This window comes from Bacillus sp. PS237 (assembly GCF_037963345.1).
In the GTDB taxonomy this organism is placed as follows: Bacteria; Bacillota; Bacilli; order Bacillales; family Bacillaceae; genus Bacillus; species Bacillus subtilis.
On record NZ_CP150156.1, the window covers coordinates 1928480 to 1944154 of the forward strand.

Genomic DNA, 15675 nt, shown 5'->3' on the forward strand with positions numbered 1-15675 from the left:
TACCTCTCTCTTTTTTATTCTTCGACAGCCTTACGAAGCCGTTCATTTACAATGCCAGTCCAGCCGCCATCCATCTTACCGCGAACGACGGAGCTTTTCTCGTTTGCTTTGCCGATCACTTCATTCGGCTCTTTCCAGCCGCTGTGAATAAGGGTAAACCCTGTCTTTTCCCCCAAGTCTTCTAATTGAAAGGTAACGACCCATCCTTCTGTATCCCATTCAAAAGAAAGTTCAGTTGGAGCTTGAACAGCCAAAACTTTACAAGGGGACGGCCCAAACGGCGATTGTAAGTGAAATTCTTGTCCTTCTTTGAGCTGAAAGTCATTGGGCATAAACCACTTGGCAATGCCTTCTGAAGTAGAGACTGTCTCCCAGACTTTCTGAATGGGAGCCTCCAGAGTAATGCTTTTTGTAATATCCGGTAATGCATTTTCGTTGTTTTGAGCCATTTCGTTTACCTCTTGACATATGATGTTTTTTCAATTCAATCATATAATAACTAATAAGATCATGTCCATAGCGTGCATTATTTATGCTAGAGCTGCTGTTGAACAGCGTGTCAGTCGCCAGTCTGATCTGTGAATGGGAGAATTCTGCATGCGCGAAAAAGAGAGAGAGGTGTATGTTGTCATTTCGTTCATTCTTGTTTGCAGCCGCAACTGTTATGTTTGAACTGGGATTCCTGTTCAGCCAATTTATTTTGCGATTTTTGTTTTAATAGTAAATGAGCCATTTTCTAAAACAGGAGGTTTTTTATGCTTGGAAAAATCAAAGCAGCCATTGATAATAGTCCAGGGAAGCCGGCCAGAATTTTAGTTAGTGAAAAAGCGTTTCAGCAATTAGAGGAAGAAATGCGCTTTGTTTACGTTTCCAAACCGAAAACGATAATGGGGATTCCTGTGGAAGTTTCAGATCAGGCAGAAAGCTTCAAGCTGGAATTTTAGTTTTCCCAGACTGCTAAAAGGCTCATTTTGTGTTAATTATGCAAAATGGTCAGGTTGATTTCTTTAAAAGCATGATGAAATGTTCATCATGCTTTTTTATTGAGAAAAAAGACGAACATAAAAAATAGGTATACGGGAAAAATAATCCTATTAGAGAGAGGGGAACTGACAGATGGATAACATGATATCAACACTTACTGACTGGAATGTGTGGTTTCAAGCGTTAGTAGTATTTCTCGTTCCATATGTAATCTATAAAGTGTTTACTTGGATTCATGTATAAGAAGGTGCAATGATGAGGTGGCGGAACAATCAGTACAAAACACAGAAGCAGCATAAATCAGATTATTCGACAGCTGAAAAGCAGGATCAGGATGTGTTAACCGGTAACATCGGATACGACTTAGAACATGTAAAAAGAAAAATAGGACATAACGGGGACGTTCATTTCCGTGAGCTTGAAATCACTCAATTACATGTGAAAGCGGCATTGATCTTTGTTGAAGGACTGTCTGATCAGGACTTGATTAATAAAGGACTATCAGTGTTAGTCATGAATCAACCTAATCAGGTAAGCGATGAAATTTCTCAATCCGGCAAAGGTATTTTAACTTCGAAACAGATAAAAAATCAAATCGTATCAATCGGTGATGTCATAGATTCAGAGAAAATCAGTGATATCGTGTTGAATGTTTTCATGGGTTCGACAGCGCTTCTCATCGATGGAATACCGCAGGCCTTTCTTCTGGGAACTGTAAAAAAACAAAATCGAAGTATCGAGGAGCCGCTTTCAGAAGCGCTTGTCAGAGGGCCGCGCACAGGCTTTACAGAAGAGTTGAGTACGAATACAGCTCTTTTGAGACAGCAAGGAAAAAATGATCAATTAACATTGCAGAGATTTGAAGTAGGAACACGATTAAAAAAGGATTTAATTATCGCTTATATGAATGACATTGCAGATCCAAAAGTAGTCGAGGAAGTAAGAAAAAGAGTGAGAGGGATTGAGATCGATCATTTGCCGGAGTCAGGCTACGTTGAACAGTTAATTGAGGATAATTATTTGAGCCCGTTCCCGCAAGTACAGAGTACAGAACGTCCTGATCGCGTCATAAGCGGATTAATGGAAGGAAGAGTAGCTATTCTGCTTGACGGCACTCCGTTTGCTTTGATTGTTCCAGTCACTTTCAGCATGATGCTTCAATCGCCTGAAGATTATTATGAACGGTGGTTCCCGAGCTCGCTCATCAGATTGCTGAGGTTCATCGCAGCAATGATAACGTTATTCGCACCCGCTTTATATATATCATTTATTTCTTTTCATCCTGGGTTAATTCCGACCAAGCTGGCGATTTCAATTTCCGGGACGCGCCAAGGTGTTCCGTTCCCATCTCTGATTGAAGCCTTATTTATGGAAGTCGCGATTGAAATTTTAAGAGAGGCGGGGCTTCGTTTGCCAAAACCAATTGGACCCGCAATAGGCATAGTTGGCGGATTAATCATCGGGGAAGCAGCTGTGCAGGCGGGGATTGTCAGTCCAATCATGGTCATTGTTGTTGCGCTCACAGCAATTTCTTCATTTGCCATCCCGCATTATAGCACAGGTATAGCACTTCGGATGCTTCGGTTTGGCGCGATGTTTTGTGCGGCGGTGTTTGGATTGTTTGGAGTCATTATGTATTATCTGCTGCTAAGCAGCCATGTCGTAAAGCTAAAGAGCTTTGGTGTGCCATACGCAAGTCCGGCAGTGCCCTATCACTTAAAAGATTGGAAAGACTTTGTTATCAGAATGCCTCTTTTAGTCATGAAGCGCCGGCCTAAAATGATGAATACAGATAATACAAAACGGGTGAAGTGATGAACTCGACAGGATGGTGATAAAGTCTCATGTTCAGCCCAACCAGTAAAATCACAACCGCTCAGGCAACGATTATCATCATTAATTATATGCTTGCTGCCGGAGTTCTTACGCTCCCTCGGACAGTAACAGAACAAACACAATCTCCTGATGGATGGATTTCAGTTTTATTAGGCGGGGTCCTAGCGGTAATAGCCGGGATGATTATAGCTAAATTAAGCCAGCAGTATCCTAAGGAGACCTTTTATGAATACTCCCGACATATTGTAGGAAAATGGCTCGGGCATCTGATCAGTATTGTTTTTATTACTTATTTTCTGGCACTCGGTGCATTTGAAGTCAGAGTCATGTCCGAAATCGTGGATTTTTTTCTCCTCGAAGGGACACCTTCTTGGGCCATCATTATGACAGTTCTTTGGATTGGGCTTTATTCAATTACACAAGGCCTAGATCCGATTGCACGGCTTTTTGAAATGATTTTTCCGATTACGGTCATCATCTTTTTAACGATAGCCCTCATGAGTTTAGGCATATTTGAGATCAACAATTTGCGCCCTGTATTAGGTGATGGAATCATGCCGGTTCTTAGAGGTGTAAAGACAACGAACCTTTCATTTACATGTTCAGAAATTATGTTCATTTTAGTAGCATTTATGAAAAAGCCGAAAAATGCGGTGAAAGCAGTTGTGATCGGGACAGGCGTTGTGACCAGTTTTTATATGATTACGATGATTATGGTCATCGGTGCACTATCAGTTGAGGGAGTTGTGACGAGAACATGGCCGGGGCTTGACCTGATGAGAAGTTTTGAAATACCTGGTTTAATATTTGAACGGTTTGAATCATTTCTGCTTGTGATTTGGATTATGCAGCTTTTTGCCACGTTTATTATCACTTTTTATGCAGCTTCCCTGGGAGTCTCACAAGTTTTTAAAAAGAAACCCCTTTCATGTATGTTTGGGCTGCTTCCTGTTATATATATCCTCTCTTGCATGCCGAAAAATGAAAATGACGTCTTTATATTGGGCGATACGGTCAGTCATATCGCTTTGTATATATTTGGCGCTTTGCCGATTTTGCTGTTAGTCATTTCGAAATGGAGGAAAAGAGGTGAAAAGTAAACTAAAACGTCAATTGCCTGCTATGGTCATAGTATGTCTGCTGATGATTTGCGTAACAGGATGCTGGAGCAGTCGGGAAATAGAAGATCTGGGTCTCACATTCGCTATCGCAATTGATAAAGGAAAAGAAACGAACACTGAAAAAGAGTTAAAAGAAGAGGGCGGGAGCTATCCGAAAAAAGACAACATTACGCTGACCTATCAATTTGTTAATGAAAAAGCGGCAGGCGCGGGCACAAGCGGGGGAGGCGGTAGCGGACAAGGAGCGCAAAAAGCGTACATTAATATAAGTGAAACAGGGGATTCATTACAGCAGATCGGAAGTGAGGTTGCATTAAGACGGGACCGAGAAGTGTTTAGCCCGCATTTAAAAGTTGTTGTCATGAGTGAAGATGTGCTGCACACATTTCCTATCGACGAAATGCTGGATCAATTTTTTCGTGATAATGAAATCAGGCTGAGCTGTCTTGTTTTATCTGCTAAAGGGGAAGCAAGAGACGCTCTCCAGCTGAAAGAGAACGGAGAAATTCCGGCATTTCGGCTGATTGGATTAGGTGAAAATGAACATAAAGTTTCCAGAATTCTTCCCCCTATGACACTCGCGAAACTAATTGGAAAACTGCATTCTGGCAGCAGCTTTTTACTGCAAAATGTGGTTGCGGCGAATGGAGCGGTCAAGTATTCCGGAGCAGCTGTAATCAACGGAAAATCGAAAAAAATGATAGGCACCTTAAATGAATATGAAACTGAGGGGATTACATGGATTAGAGGAGAAGGGAAAGGCGGAGTTGTCAAAAGTCATGATAAAAAGAGCCAACAGACGTTAGCGTACGATATCAATAAAATCAAAAGCAGAATTCAGCCAATCGTAAAAGGGAAAGATATTTCATTCCATGTCGATATTGAATCAGAAGGCGATTTGGTTGAAAACTGGAACACAAAAGAGGCGTTGGACACCCAGTTTATAGATCGTCTCGAAACGACTATTGAAAACGAGGTAAAGAAAATAGTTGGTCAGGTATTAAAAAAAATTCAGCATGATTATAAAGCAGATGTTGCGGGTTTTGATGAATCTTTTAGACTTACATATCCTCACTTATGGAAAAGGGTGAAAAATAACTGGGATGACACCTTCAGTAAAGCCGACATCACATACAGTGTGAACGTCACAATTACTCATTTCGGCACGGTTAAAACTCAGTAATGAATCCCAAGGAAGAGAAGGAAACCTCTCTTCTCTTTTTTATGCATTTATTAGGATAAAGATACTTTTTTTGGAGAGATATACACTTTTCAAATCGACCAATATGCTAATATAGGAATTGCTTGAAATAGAAGGGAGAAGGGGCTGTGAGGCAGAAACCGATTTATGTAGAAATCGAAATGAAATCTGATCTGGATACACTCTGGGAATATACACAAAACCCATCACTGCATAAGGAATGGGATCTCCGGTTTTCAAATATTACGTATTTGAATAGTCAGCCATGCGAAAAACAGAAGTTTCTTTACGAAACAAGGGTAGGCTTTGGATTAAAGGTGTCAGGTACAGGAGAAACCGTCGGTGTTTTCAACAAATGTTCATCTGAAAGGTCTTCTTCACTGGCTTTTGGCTCTGATCATCCATTATCTCTGATTCGGCATGGAAGCGGCTACTGGAAGTATATACAGAGAGAAAATGGGAAAATGACGTTTTTAACACAGTACCAATACAAAACAGCCTACGGACTGCTGGGAAGATGGATTGATCGTTTATTATTTCGGCCGCTGCTTGGCTGGGCGACTGCCTGGAGCTTTGATGCATTAAGGCTTTGGGTAGAGCAAAATAAACATCCGAAGCGCTTCATTCGATCTGCTATCATCTATGTGTTCATGTGTCTGTTTTTCAGCCTGTTTTGGTTCTATCAAGGCTTTGCAGGTGTTAAGACAAGCATATTGACAGGAACAGCGGAGATAGGCTTAGCTATTTTGTGGCTGCTTCCTTTAAAAAGAAAATGGATCATTCATGGTGTCCAGGCTTGTATTTTTGCTGGGTTTGCTTGTCTAGGTTCCGAAATATTCATGTGGGTTCTATTGAGTGTGTTTTCCGCTGCAAGCGGCGCTCTTAGCCTGCAGCTCCCCAGTGCCAGGCGCACAAAACGAAAGAGAAAGAAGTGACATTGTGAGTTCGATTTATGAAAAATCAATTATTAACTATCATTTGCTGCATCCCAAGCTGCAGAAACGGTACCAATTAGACGGGTCTCATACATTCAGCGGGACGGGAACGATGTCAGAAATAAGCGGAGGCTCTTTTCTGGTTAGAATGCTGTTAAAGCTGGGTGTTTTTTTCAGATGCTTCTTTTCAGAAAGAGGCAAAGACATTCCATTTACAATACAAAATAGAACTTGTCTTTTGAAATCGCAACATACAGGAATAGAATGGAATCGTACATTTTTCTTTAAAGGCAAAAAACGTTTCTTTGATGCGTTAATGATATATGACGAGAAAGAAAATAGAATACTTGATTTCTTCGGCAAACCTCATCTGCTGCTGTCTGTTTTGACGTTCGAGGCATCTCTTGACGGCTCTCTTACGATCACATCGGGAAAGCAATGGCTATTGATATGCGGAAAAAGAATCCCGCTGCCGAAATGGCTGACCGGTACATCCGAAGTTTGCGAAACGTTTGATGAAAAAAAGAATTGTTTCACCATTGAAGTGCATGTGCAAAATACAATTCTTGGCACTCTTTTCTTTTATAAGGGAACGTTTCAGGAGGAAGAGAGAGAATCATGAAACGAAATGGCATAGTCAGTGCGCTTTGTTTTATTGGATTTCTTGCAGCAGAAGCACCGGATATTTCAGTGGCAGAGGCACTCGTTTTGTTATCCATTCTATTTTTCGTGCCGGGAATTTTTCCTTTTGTTTTTCGTCAATCTCCGGTTCGTGCTGCTCAGTTTATGGAAAACGGGCTAATCCAGTGCTATCCTGTAGCCGCATTCTTTGCGGTGCTGGCTCTAGTGACGGAGGTTGGGGGTTTCGCACTTATCTGGTGGATGTACACAGTTTTTAATGCATTGTATGCGATCCTCCGCCTTTGGGAAACAAAGATACATAGAATCGAAGAGACATCAGTTTTGTTCGGTCTTATTTATTTGGCGGGAGGAGGATTTTGGTTTTTTGCTTATGCTGCCCATTTGCAGATCATGCAATTTGGCCCTCTCATCATTTTGCTGACTGCTGTCCACTTTCACTATTCTGCTTTTCTGATCCCGATCTTCAACGGTTTACTCGGCAGAACCATTAGAAAACATCGGATGTTGTACAGTTGGATAACATGGGTGATTTTGCTTTCGCCCCTTCTTATCGCACTGGGCATCACATATTCAAAAACACTTGATGTCATTGCGGTTAGCATTTATATGGCGGCGATTTATCTTCATGCATTTTTGGTGTTCACGGCAGCTTTTCGCACCAAGACGGGGACATTTCTTATTCGGCTTTCTTCCGCTGTTTTAATGATAACGATTGCTTTCTCGATGATTTATTCATTTGGTGTCTTTCGGCAAGAAGTTACATTGACCATCAATCAGATGATTTGGATTCACGGTTTTGTCAACGCGTTTGGTGTTATCTTGCCCGCTCTCATAGGGTGGAGAATAGAGGATGCGAAACCTTTTGATGCAGACAGTGTAAAGACATTCAGCCGTATCTACGGAAAAAGAAAGATTGGAGAAGAATTTTTAGCTAACATTCAAGCTGAAAATAACGCTCGGTACAGCGGACTTGTGGATGATATGGGCAGCCTGCGTTCAAAAGATTTTTCACCAGAAAAACTGGCGCCGCTCATTCTTTCGTTTTATGAACAAACCATCGAATACAATATTAAAGCAAAAGTAACATGGAGCACGTGGTTTCGGCCGCTTGCAATTATTTACGAATGGTTCAGCAGAAGAATCGGCCAAATACATCTTTCGACGAACCCTGACTGGTATAGGATGTACAGCAAGATAAAAGGTGTTCATTCGAAAAAAGACGGAAGGGAAAGAGTACGTGCCTGGATTAGAACAAATGAAAAAAACGAAACCATTTTTACCGCTCTTTATTCAGTGTATCGTTCAAATGGAGAGGGGTATATGAATATTTCTTTACCGCTTCCATTCAGCAGCATGACAGGTATTTTAAAACCATATCATCATCAGGAGAAGCTGGTTTTAACAAGCAGGCGGAGAAAAAGCAGAGCGGGGGATGAGGGGATTTATCTGCAAACAAGAGCGGGAACTTGTCCGCTTCCTTTATCTGAAACCTTTCTGATAGAAGCTGTACATGACAACAAATTAACCGCTGTTCATCATATGTGGCTGTTTGGAATAAAATTTCTAACTGTTCATTACAGCATTACACATATTAACCAGCCTATTGAAAGAACCTAACACAAAGAAGAAGCTTCGTCTGCCAGTTGTAATGAGATGAACTGTTTTAAAATTCTGCACCGCATCAAGACAGGAAAGGAAGGGTTTATGGTGTTTTATATCAGTTTATTTCTGATTCTTTGGCTGGCTGCTGGGTTTGCAGTGGGAATGAAACAAGTGTATGTCGATCAGCTGTTTGATAAAGCTGTGATCGAAAGACTGGAAAAAGAAGCGAATGATCATGGACATGCTGACCGGATGATCAAACAGCGCGTCCTTTATATTGCAGCAGTGACAGTAAGCGGGTTTATTTCTGTTTATTATGAAATGAAAACAATCCCGCAAAGGCGAAACATAAGAAAAATTGAAAAAAACATCATGAAATTAAATCAAGCAAAAAAACGAAGAATGAAGAGAAAATAAAAAGTGCACAGGCCAAAGGGCAGGTGCATTTTTGTTTTGTATGGAAAATGGGGGAGGTGGTGCCAGCTTACTTTTCATAAATTCAAAAATGAGAAGAACAGCGCCCGGGCTAATGGTATATAATATTGTGAATTTAACAAAAATTTAACAAGGAGGACGAGAGAATTCGTGCTAAAGCCTCAAAGAGACCTACATTCTGTTGATTTGGACTTAGAGGCGGAGTAGATGAAACCGGCCAAAGTATCCCTGCTCCGCCGTTTGCTCCATTCCTTGAAGCATGTTGATTGTAACATAGCCAAACGTTTTCCATCAACTATTAAAATTGTAAAATTATTGATGATTTTTATGGTGTTTACTCCGATTTCTTCAATTTATGCTGAAGATGTATATCAGAATTTTGAGGAATTAAAAAACAATGAAGATCCTTCTGATTATGGCGTTGTTACGAAAGAAACCGGAAGCCCTGTTCTTGTTTTAGCTATTCACGGAGGAGGTATTGAAGGCGGGACAAGTGAAGTAGCGAGAGAGCTCAGCAAAGAGTACTCGATGTATTTATTTGAAGGCTTAAAATCGGCAGGAAACTCAGTCCTGCACATTACGAGCACACACTTTGATGAACCTCGGGCCCTTAAAATGACGGGAAATCATGAATATGTCATTTCATTACACGGGTACGCAGAAGAAGATCAGCAGATCGAAGTCGGCGGTACAGATCGCGTAAGAGCGGCAGATTTAGTTGAGAAATTGCAGCATGCCGGTTTTCCTGCTGTATTGCTCAATATGGACCATCCGCATGCGGGCGTTAGTCCGAATAACATTGCAAATAAATCAAAAACAGGTTTAAGTATTCAGATAGAAATGAGCACAGGGTTTCGAAAGTCTTTGTTCGGCATCTTTTCTTTAAAAAGCAGAGCTGTTACTCAAAATGAGAGGTTTTATGAGTTTACAGAAGTGATGTTCCGTTTTCTCAAAAATAGCTACTGAAAAATAGGAGGCGATAAGACAGCCTCCTATTCCTTATGCTTCTCTTTCGTTTCGGGAAACAGCTCGTCCGCGGCTTCCGTTTGATACTGCAACGTGTTATCTCTCGCTGACAGTTCATTTCGGAAATTTTCATCAAGCACATTTTTCAGTAAATACCGATGAAAAAAGTATTCAAAAACAGTAAGACAGGCAGCGGAAAGGAGAGCCGCTCCAAATGGTGAGAAATCGTTTCTTGTTTGGGTTAAAACAAATACCCAAAGAATAACGAATGAAAGGCCAAAGTCAGCCAATGAAGCTGTAATATTGTTTGTTCTGGGTAAGACGAGCATGTCACCAGAAAGATAGGAAACAAAACCTAAGAAAAGTGCAATAAACATCACACTTAAAAAGGATGCGTGATAGACTCTGTCCAAAATCACATATAAAAGGGCGAGAGTGAAAGCAATCTTTGAAGCAAGCGCAATGATATGTTTCATTTGACCACCTAAATTGTTATTTTTTGAAGAAAATTCTTGGGCGTAAACAAATGATAAATAATGCAATTCAAAACCATTCATAATGGTCATGTTACTATTTTAAACAGTCCGTTTTTGTTTACACTGGTATTTTTTTCAGCTGTATGAAACTTTCTTATGAAAAAAGTCGTATATGTGGATGATCAGCTTTCAAGGGGGGAATGATTTGTGGAGATAAAAGGAATCAATCACTTGCTATTTTCAGTTTCGCATTTGGATACATCGATTGATTTTTATCAAAAAGTGTTTGGTGCAAAGCTTTTGGTAAAGGGAAGAACAACTGCATATTTTGATATGAACGGCATCTGGCTAGCGCTTAATGAAGAACCAGACATCCCGAGAAATGACATTAAGCTTTCTTATACCCATATTGCTTTTACAATTGAAGATCATGAATTTGAGGAGATGTCAGCTAAATTAAAAAGACTTCATGTCAATATTCTGCCTGGCAGAGAACGAGATGAACGCGATCGAAAATCAATTTATTTTACCGACCCTGACGGCCACAAATTTGAATTTCATACCGGAACCCTTCAAGACAGGCTTCGATATTACAAACAAGAAAAAACGCATATGCACTTTTATGATGAAACGGCCTTTTGATAGCACAACCATATTTCATATAAGGTTAAATTTAAAGAAGGGTGTTGGTGGAGACTTTATGTTTGGGGAAGGTTTCTACCCGACTTGTTCAACGATGCCATATCTTTTGAACTGCACAAGTGATTGGGTGAAGGTGAAATTGAAATACACATTACATTACATTTTATATGAAGAAAGCGAGCTGTTTTATCAAATGTTGAACTAATTAAACTATGTACTAAATTTTCAGTATATTTCAATTGCTTTGCCCCTTAATAAATATAAAACCGCATCCTTCCACGACCTAAAAAATGAAACGTTTTTAAGAAGATGGCGTCTAATATTCTAAATGTTCATATTTTGATAAAAGTTTCCTAAAGGAAAGAAAATTTCTTGACTTCAACAATCTTTTGGTGGATAATTATGGTGTAAACATGATGTTCTTTTTCCTCCTATTCGGGCTCGCACCCAAAAGTCAGGGCGAGCCTGCTTTTTTTGAACAACAAACCCCCTCTCCGTAAAGGAAGAGGGGGTTATTTTATGCATCTGATAGATCAATAGATTAATGGACGGTTCTGAACACGCCAATCACTTTCCCTAGAATGCTGACATTCTGCAAAATGATAGGTTCCATCGTTGGGTTCTCAGGCTGCAAGCGAATGTGGGTATCCTCTTTATAGAATCGTTTTACAGTTGCTTCATCATCTTCTGTCATCGCAACTACAATTTCCCCATTGTTCGCTGTGTTTTGCTGTTTAACGATGACATAGTCCTTATCGAGAATACCAGCATCTATCATACTGTCTCCCATAATCTCCAGCATAAATACATGCTCGTCTGGAGGAACCATGCGGTCAGGGAGCGGAAAATATTCTTCAATATTTTCTACTGCTGTAATAGGAGATCCCGCCGTGACTTTCCCGATGACCGGTACATTAACGACCTGGCTTTGCGGAATGTCTACTTCTTCATCAAGAATTTCTATTGCTCTTGGTTTTGTCGGATCTCGTCTGATCAGCCCTTTTGTTTCCAAACGGGCCAAATGGCCGTGGACAGTAGAACTGGACGCAAGCCCGACAGCCTCTCCGATCTCTCTCACGGAAGGCGGATATCCTTTTGATTTAACCTCTGCTTTAATAAAACGGAGGATATCAAGTTGCCTTTTTGATAGCTTCGTCATTTTTCGCACCTCAAAACGTCGATTTTAAGAAGATTATAGCATGATTTTCCTTACAGTACAAACATAGGTTCGAAAAAACAATTGACAGAAACGTTTGTTCGTATATACTGAAATTATAAAAATGCGAACAAACATTCCTGTTGGAGGTTATGATCATGAGTAAAGAATCTATTATTTTTGTCGGTCTGTTTACAGTGATTTTGAGCGCGGTTATCCTTATGCTGTCATATACAAGCAGCGGCCAAGAGCTTAATCAGTATGTTAAAATAGAAGTCCAGCAAGGCGACACACTCTGGTCAATTGCTGATCAGGTAGCCGATACAAAAAAGATAAACAAAAATGATTTTATTGAATGGGTAGCTGATAAAAATCAACTTCAAACCTCTGATATCCAGCCGGGTGATGAGTTAGTGATCCCATTGAAAAAGAAGCATCAGGATGCATATGAATTAGCAACTGTAAGATAGAGAGGAAAGAGAGATAAAATGAAAGCACTCATTTATGCCCGTGTAAGCACAAATAAAGAACAGCAGGAAACGTCATTAAAGCGGCAGGAGGAGGAGCTTACGGCCATTGCAGCGGAGAACGGCATGGAAGTGGTCAAAGTGATTTCAGAAAAAGCCAGCGGATATGAAATGGATCGGGATGGTGTATTTGAGCTGCTCGATGAGATTAAGAACGCTGATATTGATGTCATTTTGGTTCAGGATGAGACAAGGCTCGGACGGGGAAACGCAAAAATCGCACTGCTTCATTGTATTTATAGAGAAGGTGTGAAAGTCTATACAACGGCTCATAGAGGTGAACTGGAGTTATCGGAGGCTGACTCAATGGTCTTGGAAATCGTCAGCATTGTGGAAGAGTATCAGCGAAAGATTCACAACATGAAAATCAGACGGGGAATGAAACGTGCAGTAAAAAACGGTTTTAAACCGCAAAAAAACTTAAAAAACCAACATGGGAACAGTGGAAAAGAAAAAATAGAGGTGCCAATCTCAGAGATCGTCCGCCTGAGAGCGAATAAACTGACGTTTGCTGAAATCGCGGCTACCCTAAGAGGGTTTGGCTATGATGTCTCTAAAGCAACCGTTCACCGGCGTTTTCAGGAATACATAGAGAATGAAGAGACTGCAGAGTGAATCAGTTGTAAAACTTTTTTTGATCTAGTACTATATAGACAAAATGCAATAAAGGAGTTTAACATGATTTCAAACGCGAAAATTGCCAGAATTAATGAACTTGCTGCCAAAGCTAAAGCTGGCGTTATTACAGAAGAAGAAAAAGCCGAACAGCAAAAGCTCCGTCAAGAGTACTTGAAAGGTTTTCGTTCTTCTATGAAGAACACGTTAAAAAGTGTGAAAATCATTGACCCAGAAGGCAATGATGTTACACCAGAAAAGCTAAAAAGAGAACAAAGAAATAACAAACTTCACTAATATAAGAGGAATACGGCAATATCGTATTCCTCTTTTGCATATACTATAATCAAAACTCTTATGTGACAAAATTCAACAAGTTTCTCTCAAATTTAAGCTGAAACAGTTGAGAAAAAGTCGTCAGACATTTATGATGTAAGGGTACAACACATAAGGAAGGGGATTTTTATGGATACAATTGAAAAGAAATCAGTTGCTACCATTCGCACACTGTCAATAGACGCTATTGAAAAAGCAAATTCTGGTCACCCAGGGATGCCGATGGGAGCCGCTCCAATGGCATACACGCTGTGGACAAAATTTATGAACGTAAGTCCGGCAAACCCTGGCTGGTTTAACCGTGACCGTTTTGTTTTATCTGCTGGACACGGGTCAGCACTATTATACAGCATGCTTCATTTAAGCGGGTTTGATCTTAGTATTGAAGATCTTAAGGGATTCCGCCAGTGGGGCAGCAAAACACCAGGACATCCGGAATTCGGACATACTGCCGGTGTTGATGCTACAACAGGTCCGCTTGGCCAAGGAATTGCCATGGCAGTCGGTATGGCAATTGCTGAACGCCATTTAGCGGAAACATACAACCGCGATTCATTTAACGTAGTCGATCATTATACATACAGTATTTGCGGTGATGGTGATTTAATGGAAGGTATTTCTTCTGAAGCCGCTTCACTCGCAGGCCATCTTCAGCTTGGCCGTCTGATCGTACTATACGATTCTAATGACATCTCTCTTGATGGAGACCTCGACCGTTCATTCTCTGAAAACGTGAAACAGCGTTTTGAAGCAATGAATTGGGAAGTTCTTTATGTTGAGGATGGAAACAATATTGAAGAATTAACAGCGGCTATCGAAAAAGCACGCCAAAATGAAAAGAAACCTACATTAATTGAAGTGAAAACGACAATCGGATTCGGTTCACCTAACCGTGCCGGTACATCCGGTGTTCACGGTGCGCCGCTTGGTAAAGAAGAAAGCAAATTAACAAAAGAAGCTTACGCGTGGACATATGAAGAAGACTTCTACGTTCCGTCAGAAGTTTATGAGCATTTCGCTGTAGCTGTTAAAGAATCAGGTGAGAAAAAAGAACAAGAATGGAATGCTCAATTCGCTAAATATAAAGAAGTTTATCCTGAACTTGCTGAACAGCTTGAACTGGCAATCAAAGGAGAGCTTCCGAAGGACTGGGATCAAGAGGTTCCTGTGTATGAAAAAGGAAGCAGTTTGGCATCCCGTGCATCTTCCGGTGAAGTTCTCAACGGACTTGCGAAAAAAATTCCTTTCTTTGTCGGAGGTTCTGCTGACCTAGCGGGATCGAACAAAACGACTATTAAAAATGCCGGTGATTTTACAGCGGTTGATTACTCAGGCAAAAACTTCTGGTTTGGTGTACGTGAATTTGCGATGGGTGCGGCCTTAAACGGTATGGCGCTTCATGGCGGTCTTCGTGTATTCGGCGGAACTTTCTTTGTCTTCTCTGATTACCTGCGTCCTGCGATTCGCCTTGCAGCGTTAATGGGCCTTCCTGTGACATATGTCTTCACACATGACAGTATTGCGGTTGGTGAAGACGGTCCGACGCACGAGCCTGTTGAACAGCTTGCTTCACTCCGTGCGATGCCTAACCTTTCTTTGATCCGTCCAGCAGACGGCAATGAGACAGCAGCAGCATGGAAGCTTGCAGTGCAAAGCACTGACCACCCAACAGCGCTAGTGCTTACACGTCAAAACCTTCCTACCATCGATCAAACATCTGAAGAAGCATTGGCAGGAGTAGAAAAAGGTGCATATGTCGTTTCTAAATCTAAAAACGAAACACCTGACGCTCTTCTCATCGCTTCCGGATCAGAGGTAGGTCTTGCAATTGAAGCGCAGGCTGAATTGGCAAAAGAAAATATCGATGTTTCTGTTGTCAGCATGCCTTCAATGGACCGTTTTGAGAAACAATCTGATGAATACAAAAACGAAGTCCTTCCTGCAGATGTGAAAAAACGTCTTGCAATTGAAATGGGCTCATCATTTGGATGGGGCAAATACACGGGGCTTGAAGGTGACGTTCTCGGCATAGACCGATTCGGTGCATCTGCTCCTGGTGAAACCATCATTAACGAATACGGCTTCTCAGTTCCGAACGTAGTGAATCGAGTTAAGGCATTAATCAATAAGTAAGCTTTTGAAAGAGGATGAGTCAAATCATCCTCTTTTTCTTGTTTATCCGACAAAAATAGTATTGGCTG

18 protein-coding genes are annotated in these 15675 nt (G+C 40.9%); 15 read left to right on the plus strand and 3 right to left on the minus strand.

The genetic code is table 11. The features are described 5' to 3' along the window. Positions 1-14: 14 nt before the first annotated feature. Complete coding sequence (locus NST22_RS09780) at positions 15-449, minus strand: SRPBCC domain-containing protein (RefSeq protein WP_003231627.1); 435 nt, start codon at positions 447-449, stop codon at positions 15-17. 306 nt (positions 450-755) lie between these two features. On the opposite strand from NST22_RS09780, the gene NST22_RS09785 reads away from it, so the two are divergent. The 9 genes from NST22_RS09785 to pghL all read left to right on the plus strand — a co-directional run bounded on the left by NST22_RS09785 (position 756) and on the right by pghL (position 9722). Further along, positions 756-944 carry a hypothetical protein gene (locus tag NST22_RS09785; protein ID WP_003231626.1) on the plus strand — a complete coding sequence of 63 codons (189 nt, stop codon included), beginning with the start codon at positions 756-758 and terminating at the stop codon, positions 942-944. A 292-nt stretch (positions 945-1236) separates the two neighbouring features. Then, entirely contained in the window at positions 1237-2799 is a 1563-nt protein-coding gene (locus NST22_RS09790) for a spore germination protein (RefSeq protein WP_003244930.1), read from the plus strand. A gap of 29 nt (positions 2800-2828) precedes the next feature. Then, the gene (locus NST22_RS09795) at positions 2829-3920 is read left to right on the plus strand and encodes a spore germination protein (protein WP_003231622.1); all 1092 of its coding nucleotides are present in this window, start codon (positions 2829-2831) and stop codon (positions 3918-3920) included. Beyond that, positions 3910-5124, plus strand: coding sequence for a Ger(x)C family spore germination protein (locus NST22_RS09800; RefSeq protein WP_003245832.1), 1215 nt, complete (start codon positions 3910-3912; stop codon positions 5122-5124). The genes NST22_RS09795 and NST22_RS09800 overlap by 11 nt, the downstream gene beginning before the upstream one ends. A gap of 146 nt (positions 5125-5270) precedes the next feature. Next, complete coding sequence (locus NST22_RS09805; protein ID WP_003231618.1) at positions 5271-6077, plus strand: hypothetical protein; 807 nt, start codon at positions 5271-5273, stop codon at positions 6075-6077. 4 nt (positions 6078-6081) lie between these two features. Beyond that, positions 6082-6699 (plus strand): DUF4166 domain-containing protein, encoded by a 618-nt coding sequence (locus tag NST22_RS09810; protein ID WP_003244960.1) that lies wholly within the window; start codon positions 6082-6084, stop codon positions 6697-6699. Further along, positions 6696-8336 (plus strand): YndJ family protein, encoded by a 1641-nt coding sequence (locus NST22_RS09815; protein WP_003231612.1) that lies wholly within the window; start codon positions 6696-6698, stop codon positions 8334-8336. The genes NST22_RS09810 and NST22_RS09815 overlap by 4 nt, the downstream gene beginning before the upstream one ends. 87 nt (positions 8337-8423) lie before the next feature. Beyond that, complete coding sequence (locus tag NST22_RS09820) at positions 8424-8738, plus strand: hypothetical protein (RefSeq protein ID WP_003245621.1); 315 nt, start codon at positions 8424-8426, stop codon at positions 8736-8738. A 225-nt stretch (positions 8739-8963) separates the two neighbouring features. Next, positions 8964-9722 (plus strand): gamma-polyglutamate hydrolase PghL, encoded by a 759-nt coding sequence (gene pghL, locus NST22_RS09825; RefSeq protein WP_003245793.1) that lies wholly within the window; start codon positions 8964-8966, stop codon positions 9720-9722. A 26-nt stretch (positions 9723-9748) separates the two neighbouring features. Here pghL and NST22_RS09830 read toward each other — a convergent pair whose 3' ends face one another. Further along, positions 9749-10198 carry a YndM family protein gene (locus NST22_RS09830; protein WP_003245454.1) on the minus strand — a complete coding sequence of 150 codons (450 nt, stop codon included), beginning with the start codon at positions 10196-10198 and terminating at the stop codon, positions 9749-9751. Between the two features lie 207 nt (positions 10199-10405). Here NST22_RS09830 and fosM point away from each other — a divergent pair, with 207 nt between their 5' ends. Both fosM and NST22_RS09840 read left to right on the plus strand, forming a co-directional pair. After that, positions 10406-10840, plus strand: coding sequence for a FosM family fosfomycin resistance protein (gene fosM / locus NST22_RS09835; RefSeq protein WP_003231604.1), 435 nt, complete (start codon positions 10406-10408; stop codon positions 10838-10840). Beyond that, entirely contained in the window at positions 10749-11045 is a 297-nt protein-coding gene (locus NST22_RS09840; protein WP_223257629.1) for a hypothetical protein, read from the plus strand. The genes fosM and NST22_RS09840 overlap by 92 nt, the downstream gene beginning before the upstream one ends. 336 nt (positions 11046-11381) lie before the next feature. Here NST22_RS09840 and lexA read toward each other — a convergent pair whose 3' ends face one another. Then, positions 11382-11999, minus strand: a complete 618-nt coding sequence (gene lexA, locus NST22_RS09845) for a transcriptional repressor LexA (RefSeq protein ID WP_003238209.1) — start codon at positions 11997-11999, stop codon at positions 11382-11384. A 149-nt stretch (positions 12000-12148) separates the two neighbouring features. On the opposite strand from lexA, the gene yneA reads away from it, so the two are divergent. The 4 genes from yneA (at position 12149) to tkt (ending at position 15607) form a co-directional block, all read left to right on the plus strand. Next, a complete protein-coding gene (gene yneA, locus NST22_RS09850; RefSeq protein WP_003231598.1) occupies positions 12149-12466 on the plus strand; it encodes a cell division suppressor protein YneA in 318 nt (105 codons plus the stop codon). A gap of 18 nt (positions 12467-12484) precedes the next feature. Then, on the plus strand, positions 12485-13138 hold the full coding sequence (locus NST22_RS09855; RefSeq protein ID WP_003231596.1) for a recombinase family protein: 654 nt from the start codon (positions 12485-12487) through the stop codon (positions 13136-13138). A gap of 63 nt (positions 13139-13201) precedes the next feature. Further along, positions 13202-13435 (plus strand): DUF896 domain-containing protein, encoded by a 234-nt coding sequence (locus NST22_RS09860; protein ID WP_003231595.1) that lies wholly within the window; start codon positions 13202-13204, stop codon positions 13433-13435. A gap of 168 nt (positions 13436-13603) precedes the next feature. After that, the gene (tkt, locus tag NST22_RS09865; protein WP_003245397.1) at positions 13604-15607 is read left to right on the plus strand and encodes a transketolase; all 2004 of its coding nucleotides are present in this window, start codon (positions 13604-13606) and stop codon (positions 15605-15607) included. Positions 15608-15675: the final 68 nt, after the last annotated feature.

What these genes read in the sequence shown, in the direction of transcription:
- NST22_RS09780 (WP_003231627.1), bottom strand. Translation starts at nt 449, where the DNA reads ATGGCTCAAAACAACGAAAATGCATTACCGGATATTACAAAAAGCATT.
- NST22_RS09785 (WP_003231626.1), top strand. Translation starts at nt 756, where the DNA reads ATGCTTGGAAAAATCAAAGCAGCCATTGATAATAGTCCAGGGAAGCCG.
- NST22_RS09790 (WP_003244930.1), top strand. Translation starts at nt 1,237, where the DNA reads ATGATGAGGTGGCGGAACAATCAGTACAAAACACAGAAGCAGCATAAA.
- NST22_RS09795 (WP_003231622.1), top strand. Translation starts at nt 2,829, where the DNA reads ATGTTCAGCCCAACCAGTAAAATCACAACCGCTCAGGCAACGATTATC.
- NST22_RS09815 (WP_003231612.1), top strand. Translation starts at nt 6,696, where the DNA reads ATGAAACGAAATGGCATAGTCAGTGCGCTTTGTTTTATTGGATTTCTT.
- NST22_RS09820 (WP_003245621.1), top strand. Translation starts at nt 8,424, where the DNA reads ATGGTGTTTTATATCAGTTTATTTCTGATTCTTTGGCTGGCTGCTGGG.
- pghL (WP_003245793.1), top strand. Translation starts at nt 8,964, where the DNA reads ATGAAACCGGCCAAAGTATCCCTGCTCCGCCGTTTGCTCCATTCCTTG.
- NST22_RS09830 (WP_003245454.1), bottom strand. Translation starts at nt 10,198, where the DNA reads ATGAAACATATCATTGCGCTTGCTTCAAAGATTGCTTTCACTCTCGCC.
- lexA (WP_003238209.1), bottom strand. Translation starts at nt 11,999, where the DNA reads ATGACGAAGCTATCAAAAAGGCAACTTGATATCCTCCGTTTTATTAAA.
- yneA (WP_003231598.1), top strand. Translation starts at nt 12,149, where the DNA reads ATGATCATGAGTAAAGAATCTATTATTTTTGTCGGTCTGTTTACAGTG.
- NST22_RS09855 (WP_003231596.1), top strand. Translation starts at nt 12,485, where the DNA reads ATGAAAGCACTCATTTATGCCCGTGTAAGCACAAATAAAGAACAGCAG.
- NST22_RS09860 (WP_003231595.1), top strand. Translation starts at nt 13,202, where the DNA reads ATGATTTCAAACGCGAAAATTGCCAGAATTAATGAACTTGCTGCCAAA.
- tkt (WP_003245397.1), top strand. Translation starts at nt 13,604, where the DNA reads ATGGATACAATTGAAAAGAAATCAGTTGCTACCATTCGCACACTGTCA.